This window comes from Ruegeria sp. C2 (genome assembly GCF_056537765.1).
This window is the reverse complement of sequence record NZ_JBQFRZ010000014.1, coordinates 54,901-67,688: the sequence shown is the minus strand read 5'-3', so window position 1 is coordinate 67,688 and position 12,788 is coordinate 54,901. Positions and strand designations below refer to the sequence as shown.

The window sequence follows — 12,788 nt, the reverse complement described above, 5'->3', positions numbered from 1 at the left end:
TCCCTTTCAACAATTCAAAGAACTGCTCGCATAACAAAGCAGGACCGATGTATTTCTCTGAACTTCGGTAAACTTCGAAACAGAACCTTGCTGACTTCATTCTCGTTTTAAGCCGAGGTCGATTAACGCCGTGATCTTAGACCGCCGATCTGTGTTTGTGCAATCTTTGTGGTCAATGCCATAGCGATGACCCAACCGGATACAACAGCCGCTGCTGTTCCCAACCAGACCCCGATTTCATTGAATCCCAAAGGGCCAATAAACACCCAGACAAAGAATGCCACTCCGAAACCCTGGCGATACAGACTGATCCAGACTGTCCAGATCGGTTTCTTAAAAGCCTGCAGCAGCGAGTTGATCGAAAACAACATCATGTAGAAGGGCAGGATCAGGCTATCGACGCGTAAGTAGCTGACGCCGACACGGATCACTTCGGGGTCCGTTGTGAAAAGTCGCATAAGCAAGGGTCCGCCAAACCAGAGGATCGGGATCGCGATCAGTGACATGATGAAGCCGATGCGCCAGCAGTAGATTAGCGCGGCGCGTACTCTCTGATTATCACGTGCCCCAAAATTCTGAGACGCGATTGGCAGTAGAGCGCCTGTCACGCCCAGAATGGGCAGCAGCAAAACTTGTTCCAGACGAATTGCGATCGCGTACCCCGCGATGGCATGTTCGCCAAACAGTTTTAGCGCGAACTGCATGACGAAGGCCGACAGCAGCATGACCATGAAGGAAAGAGCAGTGGGTAGAACCTGTAAAGAGATTTCGGCAAACCGTTTCATGCGGGGAATGAAATAGGCGACACGCAATCGTTTCATCCGTCGCCTCCGGAGCACTTGCCGGATCAGAAAGATCATCACACCGGTCTGACTGATTACAGTGGATAAAGCCAAACCATCAAAGCCGATACCTGGGATCACACCCGGGATCCCGTAGATCAGAAGCGGGTTCAGAATAATGTTTGCCAGAAAAGCCACAATGAGTGCCCGCTGCATGGAAACAGCATCACCATGGGCCTGAAGGATACCGTTACAGCCATGGGCCAGCAGGAACCCCGGCATTGCTAGAAGCAGCCAATAGAAATAGCGTAGCCCCGCGTCACGGTATACGCCGGGTTCAGAAACCAGCTTGATCAGCAAGGGCCCAAACCACAATCCGGCCAGGGCAAGCAGGCAGGATGCAACAAATCCGTATGACATCCCTTGCGCTGCCAGTCGTCGCGCCGTTCTGTTGTCGCCTGCGCCCAAGGCATTGCCGACCAGAGCACTCATGGCGGCACCCAGTCCAACGCCCACCGAGATTGAGATGAAAAAGGCCTGAAACCCTAGCGCGAGCCCTGCTTGCGCGCTGGTGGACAGGAGCCCTGCAAAAAAGATGTCGACGATATTGTACAGCGTACTGAACAGCATTCCGACCGCGCCTGGAACAGCCAGGGTCCGAAAGTGACTTGGAATGGACCCTTTGGTCAGTTCAAGATCGATTGCTTCCGCCATGTCATCAGGACTTCACGGGCGCTCGGCTTGAACGGTCAGAAAGACAAACTTGCGGGTCAGAACATCTTCGAACCCATGGTTGAGCTCAGCGTCAACGCTGATCGAGTCTCCGGCCGAGAGCGTAAAGCGGGCCTCGCCATATCGGTAGACGGCTTCGCCCTCGATGGCTTGCACAAAGACCACGCCATGACCCACATAAGTGGGGGGTGGGCCACCTTCGCGCAGCAGCGTGACGCGGCGCGCCTGAAAGCGCAGGTCTTTTCGTGAATGCAGTGCCAGATTGACATATTCGTGGCTGTGCCCCGCCGAGATGCGGGTCGATTTCAGTCCTTCACCGTGGCGTACAAGGGTGTAGTCGGTGTGGTCGGTCCGCGCCTCACGGAACAACGACACAATCGGGACTTCAAGCGCTTCTGCTAATGCAGCTAATGTGTCAATCGACGGGGAAACCAATCCGTTTTCGATGCGGCTGACCATGGCGGCGGAAATACCAGATTGTTCAGCAAGTCGACGCGCGGATTGTTTGCGGCTTTGACGCAGTTCCTTCAGCGAAGCACCAATGGCGCGGTCGATCTGTCTGCCCGGAGGGTCTCCTTGCATGATCCGTCCTTTCACTCGCTGCTGTAATACCCCACAACATCGCCTTTAGTCGTGACGCCAAGGCCATTTAACAATCGGTTGGCGTAGTTGAAATAGCCAACGATCTGGTTGATTTCGAGAATTTCTCCATCCGACCATCCGGATTCCCTAAGGGCAGTGACGTCTGATTCGATCATCGTGCCCGGTGAGATTGTCAGCTTCTCAGCATATCTAAGTGCTTCAAGATGGGCGCCTTCGAACGCCTCTTGCGGGCGGTGGGCTTTCAGTGCGGCTTCGATCTTGTCAGCGCGCGCGTCGTCGCCGATCAGGTGGCGCGCATTGGCCCAGTGATTGGCGTAGGAATACGGGCAAGTGTTGAGTGTGGAGACGTAAGAGCTGATGACTTCCTGAAACCACATCGGAACGGTGTTGACCTGATCGTGAAGGCAGGCCCGATACAAAATCACGTGGCCTTTCATGGTGTTAGGTCGCAGAGAATGGACGCGCATGACATTGTCCACCGTTCCATGTGGCGTACGCGCCAGGTCCAGAGTGGTCCGCAGCTGCGCGTCGGCATCTTCGTCAGATATCATCCTGATCCATGCGGACATCCACAGTTCCTCCTTTGGTCACGAGCACAAATTTCAGGCAGTGTAATCCTTCGCTCTGACTTTTTTATTGACGAGTATTGCATATTAAGCAACCATATTAATTACAGTGCAACAACTTTGAGGAGTCTCTGGCTTTGGCCGACCGCTCCACGCAGTCGCAGCGGCCGTCCTATACCGGCTGAATTGTGATGGTCGACCAGGCTGCGCAGCCGGGCGTGGTGCGCCCGTGACAACTTCAAACAACCGACCTTGGCGTCCCGAACCCAGACAGGCACGACATGAACCAAGCCACTCCGATGATCGAAGTGACCAATCTGGACAAGTTTTATGGCACCTTCCACGCGCTGAAAGATATTGATCTGACGGTGCATCAGGGCGAGAAGGTTGTGATTTGCGGCCCGTCCGGTTCCGGCAAGTCGACGTTGATCCGCTGCTTCAATGGTTTGGAATGGCACAACTCCGGTCGCCTCGTGATTGACGGGATCGAGGTCTATGACGGCGCCAAGGAAATTCGCGAACTGCGTCAGGAAGTCGGAATGGTGTTCCAGCAGTTCAATCTGTTTCCGCACCTGACGGTTCTTGAAAACCTTACGATTGGTCCGATGAAAGTGCGCAAAATCTCGAAGGCTCAGGCCGAAGAGACCGCGCGCAATTACCTAGAGCGTGTGCACATCCCGGAACAAGCGGACAAATACCCTGCGCAGCTTTCGGGCGGGCAACAGCAACGCGTGGCCATTGCACGATCCTTGTGTATGGAAACCCGGATCATGCTGTTTGATGAGCCGACCTCGGCGCTTGATCCCGAGATGATCAACGAGGTTCTGGATGTAATGGTCGAACTGGCCGACACCGGCATGACCATGGTCGTCGTCACACATGAGATGGGTTTCGCCCGTAAGGTCGCGGACACGATGGTTTTTATGGAGGCAGGGCGGATCGTCGAGGTCTCGCCACCTGAGCAGTTCTTTACCAATCCTTCCAGTGAGCGGTGCCGCTTGTTCCTGGATCAGATTCTGGCCCACTGAGCATGAGCGATCTGGGCATCTCCGGACCAAAGGGTCAGCCGCTGCCAAGGCCGCCTATCCTGAAGCGTTTTTTCGACTCGGTTCTGATTTCGATTGCGATCTACGCCATCATTGTCGGGTTGATCTCATACGGTGCCTATGTTGGTGCGCAAAGCATGGGGTATAACTGGCAATGGTACCGCGTGCCGCAATTCCTGTACCGCAACACCGAGGTCGGGTTTGAATGGGGCGAAATTCCAATCGGGTTGGTTGCTACAATCAAACTGTCGGTGATATCGTTCCTGCTGGCGACAGCGATTGGTCTTCTCATAGCATTGCTGCGATTGTCAGGTCTTGTAATCGGATCAGCTGTCGCGGTGGGGTTTCTGGAACTGATCCGCAACATCCCATTGTTGGTTCTGCTATACCTTTTCTACTATGTGCTTGGCCCGATCTTTGGATTTGACCGCTACACCGCCAGTATTCTGACATTGGCGGTGTTCCACTCGGCTTTGATTTCCGAAATCTTTCGGGCAGGGATCAATGCGATCCCAACCGGTCAATGGGAAGCTGCGAAATCCATCGGGATGAGCCCCTATCAGACCTATCGCTATATCATCTTGCCGCAATCAGTGCGCTTTATGCTACCGCCTATGACCGGCGAGGTCGTTCATCTGATCAAGTCCTCGGCGATTGTCAGCGTGATTGCGGTGGCCGAACTGACCACGTTTGGCCGCAACATCATTTCCGATACCTACATGAGTTTCGAAATCTGGTTCACCATCGCTCTGGTTTATCTGGTGGTGACCCTGATCCTGTCGATCGGCGTGAGCCATCTGGAGAAGAAATATGCCGTCGACCAATAAAACTGAGAACTATGTCGGACAACAAGGAGAACCAAGATGAAGCTTTCTCGCAGAATGTTGGGGGCCGCTCTCGGCGCGGTCGTGGCAACAAGTGTCGCCACATCGGGTTGGGCGCAAAGCGCGACCCAGGGCCTGTCCAGCGAAAGTGTAATTGAAACCATCAAACAAGACGGCGTGATCCGCATCGGATTGTCGTTGTTCGTGCCGTGGTCCATGCGAGACAAGAACGGTGACCTGATCGGGTTTGAACTGGATGTCGGGCGCAAACTGGCCGAAGACATGGGGGTTGAGGTCGAATTCGTGCCTACGGCTTGGGATGGCATCATCCCCGCGCTGGTGTCGGGCAACTTCGATGTGATCATCTCGGGCATGTCGGTGACGGCGCAGCGGAACCTGACGGTGAATTTCACCGACCCTTATGCGTTTTCCGGTCTGGCCATTCTGGCCAACAAGGAAATGACGGCAGGCATGACCCGAGAGGACCTGAACTCTCCGGACGTGACATTTGCCGCACGTCGCGGGGCCACGCCAGCTGTTGTTATCGCCGAGAATTTCCCCGAGGCTAATCTGCTGCTGTTTGATGAGGACGGCGCATCGACCCAAGAGGTTCTCAATGGCAATGCCCATGCAACCATGGCATCGCAGCCCACGCCAAACCGCGAGGCGGGCCGTAATCCTGACACTCTGGTCGTTTTGGAGGGCGATTTGTTCGACCCGCGCGGCGAAGCCTTTGCTATGCGAAAGGGCGACCCGGATGCGATAAACTTTTTCAACAACTGGATCGCGCAGAACTGGCGCTCTGGCTGGTTGGAAGAACGTCACAATTACTGGTTCGCCACCGAAGAGTGGGCCGATCAGGTTGCGCAATAACTGAACGAACCGGGGGCGGCACCGTCGTCCCCGACCCAGACGCGGAGCGGCCTAGGTGCAAGACTTCCTGAAAAAACTCAGATGGCCCGATTACCTGATTGTCGCGATTCTGATCGCGTTTTTCGGGTATATCTGGCTGTCGATCGAAGGCACGCTGAATTACAAATGGCGGTGGGAACTGATCCCCGGCTATATCGTCGGCTGGCATTCGGGGCGCGAGGAGTACTTTGCCAACCTGCTGTTGCAGGGCCTTGTGGCAACGATCCGCATCAGCATCTATTCCGGCATTCTGGCCCTGATCCTGGGCACCATTCTGGGCGTTGCGCGCTGTTCGGGCAATCTGACGATCCGCATGCTGGCCCGCACCTATCTTGAATTTCTGCGCAACGTACCGCCGGTCGTTGTGGTCTTTATCTTCTTCTTCTTCCTGTCCCAACAGCTGATCGACGCGCTGAACCTGGATCGCTGGGCCCGCAGCATTGCGCGGCAAGAGGACAATCAGGTTTGGGAATTCTTCTTTGGCGACATGCGCCGCTTTCCCTCTCTGGTCTCGGGCGTCATCGTTCTGGCCCTGTTCGAAAGTGCCTTTGTTGGCGAAATCGTCCGTGCTGGTATCCAGTCGATTCCCAAAGGCCAGCGCGAGGCGGCCCGGTCCATCGGCATGAGCCGGTTTCAGGAACTGCGCTATGTGGTCCTGCCGCAGGCGATGAAAAAAGTGGTGCCGCCGCTCGCAAACCAGTTTATTTCACTGATCAAGGACAGCTCGATCCTGTCTCTGATTTCGGTACAGGAACTGACCTATAAAACGGTTGAGCTTGTGGCTTCGTCCCGCATGATATTTGAGGCGTGGATCACGACAGCGGCCTTCTACTTTGTGGTCTGCTTTGGCCTCAGTCGATTGTTCGCACGCCTCGAAAAACGCTCAGACAGGCGTTAGCCAGTTAAGCGCGAGACCGGTTCAGGCTCTGATCTGCACCATGCCGTTTTCAACCCGAGTTTCGAATACCTTCATAACTCTTGTCGCTGGTGCTGAAACCGGGCGCCCATCCCGCACGTCGAACGCACCCTGATGCAAGGGGCATTCGATGATATGCCCATCAAAATAGCCATCGCACAGATCCGCGCCGCCATGATTGCAGAGTGCCAGTGAGGCAAATATCCCGCTAGATGTGTCATAGACTGCGATCAGACGCCTGCCGACTTCCACCCGTGTGACCCAGTTCTTTTCCAGCCGATCCACCTCGATCACATCCTTCCACGGTTTTTCATCAGCCATGGATCACGCCTCTGCCTTGTGCTGGATCTGGCGCAGAATCTCGCGGTGAGCGGCCAGATACCCTCCGGGCTCGACGTATATGTGGTCTTTCAGCTTTTCATGCAGGCGCGGCAACGCGTGAAACGGAACCGAGGCCACATAGTGATGCTCGGCATGGTAATTCATGTTCCAGCACAGAAAGGCCCAGGGTGCCGAGACCAGATTGGTACGCGTGTTTTCCGACATCTGCGCCACGGTTGGGCGTCCTACATGTTCCGTCATGCGGATAAAGCGCATCACCGGCTCGCCCAGAAACAGCGGTATGATCCAGTACCAGATCAGACCCCACCAACCGGTAATAGCCATACCCAAAAAGATCGCCGCATAGATGGTAAGCATTCGGCGGGCATCGCGATAAACCGCCTGATGTTCGACCTTTGGAATAAACCGCAATTCCGTCTCGCTGAGATTTCCCAAAGCATGGCGAAACAGTTCGGTGAACTTACCGCGCCAATAGGGCAGGGCGGACAGATACAGCAGGTACTGGCCAATGGTTTGGGGTAACGGGATAAGTTCGGGGTCTTCCCCGGTCAACTGCGTATAGGTGTGGTGGTCGCAATGCTCGTAGCGGAAGAACCGATGCGGTAGAATGATGATCAGACCGCAGATTTGACCGACCAGATCGTTCAGCCAGCGCGTGCGAAAGACGGTATAATGCACACATTCATGCTGCAATGAGAAATGGTGAACCAGAACAATGCCCTGCAGGAACATCGCAGGCCAGATCAGCCAGCTGTTCCAGGCCAATGTGACGAGGGTGGTTGTGAAGGTCAGCACAGCGATCCAAAGCGCCAGGTGGCGCAGGCCGGGCCCGTTTGATCTTTGCATGAATCCCTTCAACTCTTCGCGCGTCAATTTACCTTCGGCCAAAGCCTGAGTCAGAGGCGTTACGATTGCTTGTGACATGTGAATTCCACAATATTTGCCGGAGCGGGGGCTGCGCCCTCATCGCGGAATCCGGCACCGGAGACGGGAGTGCTCCGCACCATAGCGCCCATTCTGACGGGTGCTATTGTTAGCAGGCTAACGTGCCAGGGGGCGTTCAATCAAGACAGAAAGCTTAGCTCGCATTTCGCAGTCCGATATCTATGTCCGGGCTGACAAACAACCCGGCGGCGCAGGGGTAACGCTCCAGTATCTCGGATCCACCGGGCAAACGGTCGGCATGGAAAATCCCGTTTTCCCAGTAGGTCACGCCGTCTATCACAATGGTCGGGTCGAATACGTTCCAACTAATCTCGCCCGGAGCGTAGGCTCCGCAGGTGTGGAAATGCAGGATGCGCGGATTGCCAAAGGCGGCACCACCCCAGCGCTCGTAATTGTCGCGCATGTCCCAGGGATAGCCGCAGCCCGGGTGAATACCCGCGTGCCACGAATGCACGAAGTTGCGGTCAATGCCGAACTGCTCGGCAACCCGGTCATAATGCGCTTCGGCTTGGGCGGCGTCTGCAGGATGGCCTTCGAAGCCGATCAGGCGACCGTTGTTGAAGTTGGCAAAAATCGGGTGGTCAAACTCGACGGTATAGTCGTCATAGTATTTCGACCCCGTCCCGGTCAGGAACGTCAATGCCACGCGGCCGGAGAAGCTGTGCGCCGGAACCGGCGTGAAGACCGACATTGGAAACCGCAGGATCGAGGTGTCGCCGGATGGGTCCAGGTTCATCTCTGGCCGACCTCGTACATCCGTGCCCAAGGGGCAGGTAAAGCGCACGTCCTCTGCGGTGTTCAGCACTGCATTTATTCCGGCTTTGAGTTCCATGAACGCATCGTGATGCCCGTTCGAGAACCCTGACCCGAACAGCTCTCGGCTGAGGGCGAAGCTGACGATGACCTTCTTGCCTTGCGGCATGTCTGAGAACCTCAGCTGATCCCCCAGCCGCGCCAGAAACAGAATGATGTCGGCATCTTCGAACCGGGACAGCAACTCGGGCGACAGATGTGGATTGCCGGGATTGAATCCCACATCCACGGCGTCGACGGAAAGACCCATGGATCGGGCAACGCCTGAGACGATAGCTACGCTATCGGCATCGAAATATCCGAACTCGGGCGGTTCATAGGCGATCAACAGCCGTTCCCCGGCCACTGCATGGGCACAGTTTGACAAGAGATTGCGCGCTCCGCGCTCGGGTGTGATGTCCGACATTGGCGTTTCCTGCGGGTTCGGGTGGGCATAAAGTAAGCTGCGGAAGGACGCCCAATCCATTTGAATGTGATAATGGTTGGCATTAGGGTGGCTAATATGATCCTGAACCTGCCTTACTCCGCGCTGCGCGCCTTCGAGGCGGTGGTTCGGCATTCGGGTTTTTCTACCGCCGCAGCGGAACTGGGCGTAAGCCAAAGTGCCGTCAGCCAGCATGTCCGTTCATTGGAAGAGTGGCTGGGCCGGGACCTGCTGGTGCGCGGCGCGCGTCAGTCGCGCCCAACACGCGAGGGCGAGCAACTTGCGCTTGCAATCTCGGAAGGGTTGGGGCGCATTTCAGACGTGTGCACGCAGCTTCGGGACAAGACGCGGACCGATCGGACGATCGTGATTTCTTGCTTGCCGGGTTTTGCGTTCAATTGGCTGTTCCCGCGGCTCTTGCGCTTTGACATGGCGCACCCTGACCTGTCGATTTCGATCGCGACGGATACAGGACAATATCCGTTTTCCGGGGCAGATGCGGATGTCGGTATTCGTTATGGGTTGGGCGAGTATCCCGGCTTTGAGGTGGATTTGTTGATGGGCGAACGGTTGTTTCCGGTTTGCGCGCCCGGCTTGCGCCCCGATTTGCACAGGATCGAGGATTTGGCGCGGCACACCATGCTGATAGATGAGAATCTGCATCACGGGGCAGCCAGCCCGACTTGGGAGTTCTGGGCGCGGCAGTGCGGCCTGACACTGCCGAACGCGATGCGAACCCGTCGGCTGGGGCAATCGAACATGGTTGTTCAGGCCGCAATCGAAGGCTTGGGTGTGGCTTTGGGGCGAGAGCCGCTGGTCATTGATATGTTGGCGGATGGTCGTTTGATCCGCCCCTTCGCCGAGATGACGCAATCCCCGCTGTCCTATTGGTTGGTGCGATCACAGGAAGCCAAAGATAGTGAGAAGGTAGCCGAATTCCTGAACTGGATTCATGCCGAGGTCGAGGCACAACCGGAGATCCCTGGTCCAGCCACCGCTTCAAATTAGCCAGGCTTATACAAGATATTACCTTTCCGGCATGGCACAGGGGGCCTCTACCACCCATACTGTTGTAAGCCATCTGACCAAATGGAGAGCCTATCGATGTTTCTGAGAAACTGCTGGTACGTCGCCGCCTGGAGCAAGGATATCGGACGCGAATTGAAGGCCGAGACGTTTCTTGGTGAAAACATTGTGTTCTACCGCCAACAGGACGGCACCCCGGTCGCGCTTGAGGATGCCTGCCCGCACCGCAAACTGCCGCTGTCCAAAGGCAATCTGATCGGCGATATGGTGGAATGCGGTTACCATGGTCTGAAATTCGATTGCTCGGGAAAATGCACTGACAGTCCGACCCAGCGCGGCATGACCCCGCGCCGCGCAGTCGTTAAATCTTATCCGGTGTTGGATCGTTACCGCTTCTTGTGGATCTGGATGGGAGATCCGGAATTGGCCGACCCCGACAAAATATTTCCGATTGAAAATTTTGATGATCCAAGCTGGGGTAAGACCGACGGTGGCGTGATGGATATCGACTGCCATTACCTTTGGGTCTGTGACAATCTGCTTGACCCCAGCCATGTGGCCTGGGTTCATGTGTCGTCCTTTGCAGGGGCTGGTACAGACGAAGAGCCACTGAATGTCGAAAGAACGGATCGTGGTGTGATCGTCTCACGCTGGATCGAGAACAAGCCGCCCTCGCCGTACTATGCCAAGCTGGTGGCATTCGAAGGGGATTGCGACAGGTTACAGCATTACGAAATGTGTATGCCTGCGATTGGTTTGAACAAATCCATCTATACGCCCGTCGGGACCGGAGGGTATGACAAGCAAGCGGTTGCCGAGACGTTCATCAACATCTCTTACAATTTCATGACTCCGATTGATGAGGACCGAACACGGTATTTCTGGTTCCAGCATCGCAATTCAGATCCTGAGAATGCTGAGGTTTCCAAATTCATGAATGACGGTGCTCGAATGGCGTTTCTTGAGGACAAGGAGGTTCTGGAGAAGGTGCATTTGGGCATGAAACACGCCAAAACGCCCCATATAGACTTGGGGTTGGACGCGGGCGCAAAACTGTTCCGCAAAACACTGGATCGAGCGATCGAAGCCGAGGTTGACCCGGTAGAACTCACAGTTCAGGCATGAAGCGCGAGACAAGCGGTCCAAAGCCCCAATGCGGTCAGGCATCAAGGGAAATGCGAAACCTTGGATGTGTTCCGTGTCGTTGCTCGAATCCACAGGACAGATAGACAGCTTGAGCGGTTGAATTATCGGGATGTGTACCGACCATCATGTAACGACAGGACAGAGCCCGCGCCTTACGTTTGGACCCTTCGATCAGTTGCCGTCCGATCCCCACGCCCCGAAACGACCGCTCGACAAAGAGATGATGTATATCAATGCCGCGCAGCCCCACCTGCAACTGGGCCAAAGGGCAAAGCGCGGCATAGCCGACGATCTGATCGCCCAATTCGGCGACCAGGGCATAAATCCAAGGCGGATTGGCGAACAAATCACGTTTCAAATCTGACGCGTTGACATCTGGAACATCGCCGTGATGTTCGGCCAATGCGCGGATCATCGTTAGTATCTGAGACAGATCACTTAGCTCTGCGTCGCGAATTTGCACAATCGGGTCTGAGTTTGTGTTCTCCATCGTCACCTCCTGTTCGGGCCACAGAAGCGAAACGAAAAATGCCGCACTGTGGCGGCACTTTCAGACTAAACATCATTGACCGCTCCACTTTAGGGGGCGTTGTAATAGCGTCCGAAGGATTGGGTCATGATGATCATGACCCAACCATCCGTTTTCGGCAGGCAAACGTCAAGTTACCGAAGACATGACTAGGGGTTATGCCGCACCGTAGATCACCGGAAACCGCCCCCCGGCGAAGGGCGCACCGGGGCTTAGGCTGTCGTCATGCAGCCATTCGGTCACAGAGTCGCGCGGTTGGTAAGTTGCCCCGTCTACAGCAAAGCGGATCGCATAGCCGCGCCTGCGTCGCGTCGAGGTTCGGTTTCCCATCGCTGAGTGCACGGTCATGCCGTCAAAAGCCAGCGCATCTCCGGGTTCCATTTTCGGGTAGTGAAAGATGTCATACGCGGTGCGATTGGCCTCGAAATCCGGCATGTCGATATAGTCGGGATTGTCTTCCTCAAGATAATGCAGGAATGCACCAAGCTGGTCGGTTTTAAAGGGTCGGTACTTGGCACCCCACGCGTGTGAGCCGCGGACAAATTCCAATGCTCCGTTGTCTGGGTCCACTGGGTCCAATGCAATCCACATTGTCATGATAGGCCCCGCGACCGGCCAATAGGGTTGATCAGTATGCCAACCCGTTTGGGTTCTGGTTCCTGGCTCTTTCGCAAAAATCTGATCGTAGATCAGCGAGGTCCATGGGCTGTCAGCCACCTCGGCCACGCGTCGTCCGATATCCGAGCTCAGGCAATATTCCTGAAACACACCCGGATGCTCGCGCATATTCTTGTAGGCAAAATAGCGGTCGCCTTTGGCGGTTTCGTCGTCGACGGCCTGGCGTAGCTTGTTCAACCAGTCCTTCGACAATACGTGTTTCAACAGCACGACGCCGTCGCGCGCATACGTTTCCTGAATGGATTTCAGGTCAGAATTGTGTGTCATGTAACGTCCATTTCCATCGCCTCACCCTCTGAGGCTGTTACAGATAGAGGGCGCATCGCGCCCGGTTGATCTGGCGTTACAAGGCAGGTGAGCTGCGGCAGTTGATGATGAAGCAGGGCCATAGTGACCGCGCCGACCACTTGCCGGCGAGGCGTTGATGGAACTGCGCTACGCGTAAACTCATGGCTATACATTACCTGAATTTTTCAAAACCGCATAGGGCTGAGCTTATCGAGC

The 12,788-nt window shown here is 55.5% G+C and carries 14 protein-coding genes; 6 read left to right on the top strand and 8 right to left on the bottom strand.

The genetic code is table 11. From position 1 onward, the window contains the following. Positions 1-122: 122 nt before the first annotated feature. The 3 genes from ACR0IV_RS21065 to ACR0IV_RS21055 are packed head-to-tail and all read right to left on the bottom strand — an operon-like array spanning position 123 to position 2,686. Positions 123-1,496 carry an MATE family efflux transporter gene (locus ACR0IV_RS21065; protein WP_480660986.1) on the bottom strand — a complete coding sequence of 458 codons (1,374 nt, stop codon included), beginning with the start codon at positions 1,494-1,496 and terminating at the stop codon, positions 123-125. 12 nt (positions 1,497-1,508) lie between these two features. Next, entirely contained in the window at positions 1,509-2,096 is a 588-nt protein-coding gene (locus ACR0IV_RS21060) for a helix-turn-helix domain-containing protein (protein WP_480472200.1), read from the bottom strand. 11 nt (positions 2,097-2,107) lie between these two features. After that, positions 2,108-2,686 carry a carboxymuconolactone decarboxylase family protein gene (locus tag ACR0IV_RS21055; RefSeq protein ID WP_480660984.1) on the bottom strand — a complete coding sequence of 193 codons (579 nt, stop codon included), beginning with the start codon at positions 2,684-2,686 and terminating at the stop codon, positions 2,108-2,110. A 278-nt stretch (positions 2,687-2,964) separates the two neighbouring features. On the opposite strand from ACR0IV_RS21055, the gene ACR0IV_RS21050 reads away from it, so the two are divergent. The 4 genes from ACR0IV_RS21050 to ACR0IV_RS21035 are packed head-to-tail and all read left to right on the top strand — an operon-like array spanning position 2,965 to position 6,363. Continuing rightward, on the top strand, positions 2,965-3,711 hold the full coding sequence (locus ACR0IV_RS21050; RefSeq protein WP_480472202.1) for an amino acid ABC transporter ATP-binding protein: 747 nt from the start codon (positions 2,965-2,967) through the stop codon (positions 3,709-3,711). A 2-nt stretch (positions 3,712-3,713) separates the two neighbouring features. After that, positions 3,714-4,556 carry an amino acid ABC transporter permease gene (locus ACR0IV_RS21045; RefSeq protein ID WP_480472203.1) on the top strand — a complete coding sequence of 281 codons (843 nt, stop codon included), beginning with the start codon at positions 3,714-3,716 and terminating at the stop codon, positions 4,554-4,556. Between the two features lie 36 nt (positions 4,557-4,592). Then, positions 4,593-5,426, top strand: coding sequence for a transporter substrate-binding domain-containing protein (locus ACR0IV_RS21040; RefSeq protein WP_480472204.1), 834 nt, complete (start codon positions 4,593-4,595; stop codon positions 5,424-5,426). Positions 5,427-5,481: 55 nt separating this feature from the next. Then, the gene (locus ACR0IV_RS21035) at positions 5,482-6,363 is read left to right on the top strand and encodes an amino acid ABC transporter permease (protein ID WP_480472205.1); all 882 of its coding nucleotides are present in this window, start codon (positions 5,482-5,484) and stop codon (positions 6,361-6,363) included. A 21-nt stretch (positions 6,364-6,384) separates the two neighbouring features. Here ACR0IV_RS21035 and ACR0IV_RS21030 read toward each other — a convergent pair whose 3' ends face one another. From ACR0IV_RS21030 to ACR0IV_RS21020, 3 genes are all read right to left on the bottom strand, one after another. After that, complete coding sequence (locus tag ACR0IV_RS21030) at positions 6,385-6,702, bottom strand: non-heme iron oxygenase ferredoxin subunit (RefSeq protein WP_480660981.1); 318 nt, start codon at positions 6,700-6,702, stop codon at positions 6,385-6,387. A gap of 3 nt (positions 6,703-6,705) precedes the next feature. Beyond that, complete coding sequence (locus tag ACR0IV_RS21025; RefSeq protein ID WP_480472207.1) at positions 6,706-7,647, bottom strand: fatty acid desaturase family protein; 942 nt, start codon at positions 7,645-7,647, stop codon at positions 6,706-6,708. Positions 7,648-7,801: 154 nt separating this feature from the next. After that, a complete protein-coding gene (locus ACR0IV_RS21020; protein WP_480660979.1) occupies positions 7,802-8,887 on the bottom strand; it encodes a hypothetical protein in 1,086 nt (361 codons plus the stop codon). A 96-nt stretch (positions 8,888-8,983) separates the two neighbouring features. On the opposite strand from ACR0IV_RS21020, the gene ACR0IV_RS21015 reads away from it, so the two are divergent. Together ACR0IV_RS21015 and ACR0IV_RS21010 are read left to right on the top strand one after the other, a co-directional pair. After that, positions 8,984-9,913, top strand: a complete 930-nt coding sequence (locus tag ACR0IV_RS21015; protein WP_480660977.1) for a LysR substrate-binding domain-containing protein — start codon at positions 8,984-8,986, stop codon at positions 9,911-9,913. A 96-nt stretch (positions 9,914-10,009) separates the two neighbouring features. Further along, complete coding sequence (locus tag ACR0IV_RS21010; RefSeq protein WP_480660975.1) at positions 10,010-11,056, top strand: aromatic ring-hydroxylating dioxygenase subunit alpha; 1,047 nt, start codon at positions 10,010-10,012, stop codon at positions 11,054-11,056. 34 nt (positions 11,057-11,090) lie between these two features. Here ACR0IV_RS21010 and ACR0IV_RS21005 read toward each other — a convergent pair whose 3' ends face one another. Both ACR0IV_RS21005 and ACR0IV_RS21000 read right to left on the bottom strand, forming a co-directional pair. After that, on the bottom strand, positions 11,091-11,567 hold the full coding sequence (locus ACR0IV_RS21005; RefSeq protein WP_480660973.1) for an N-acetyltransferase family protein: 477 nt from the start codon (positions 11,565-11,567) through the stop codon (positions 11,091-11,093). A gap of 195 nt (positions 11,568-11,762) precedes the next feature. Continuing rightward, positions 11,763-12,551, bottom strand: coding sequence for a phytanoyl-CoA dioxygenase family protein (locus ACR0IV_RS21000; protein ID WP_480660971.1), 789 nt, complete (start codon positions 12,549-12,551; stop codon positions 11,763-11,765). Positions 12,552-12,788 lie beyond the last annotated feature (237 nt).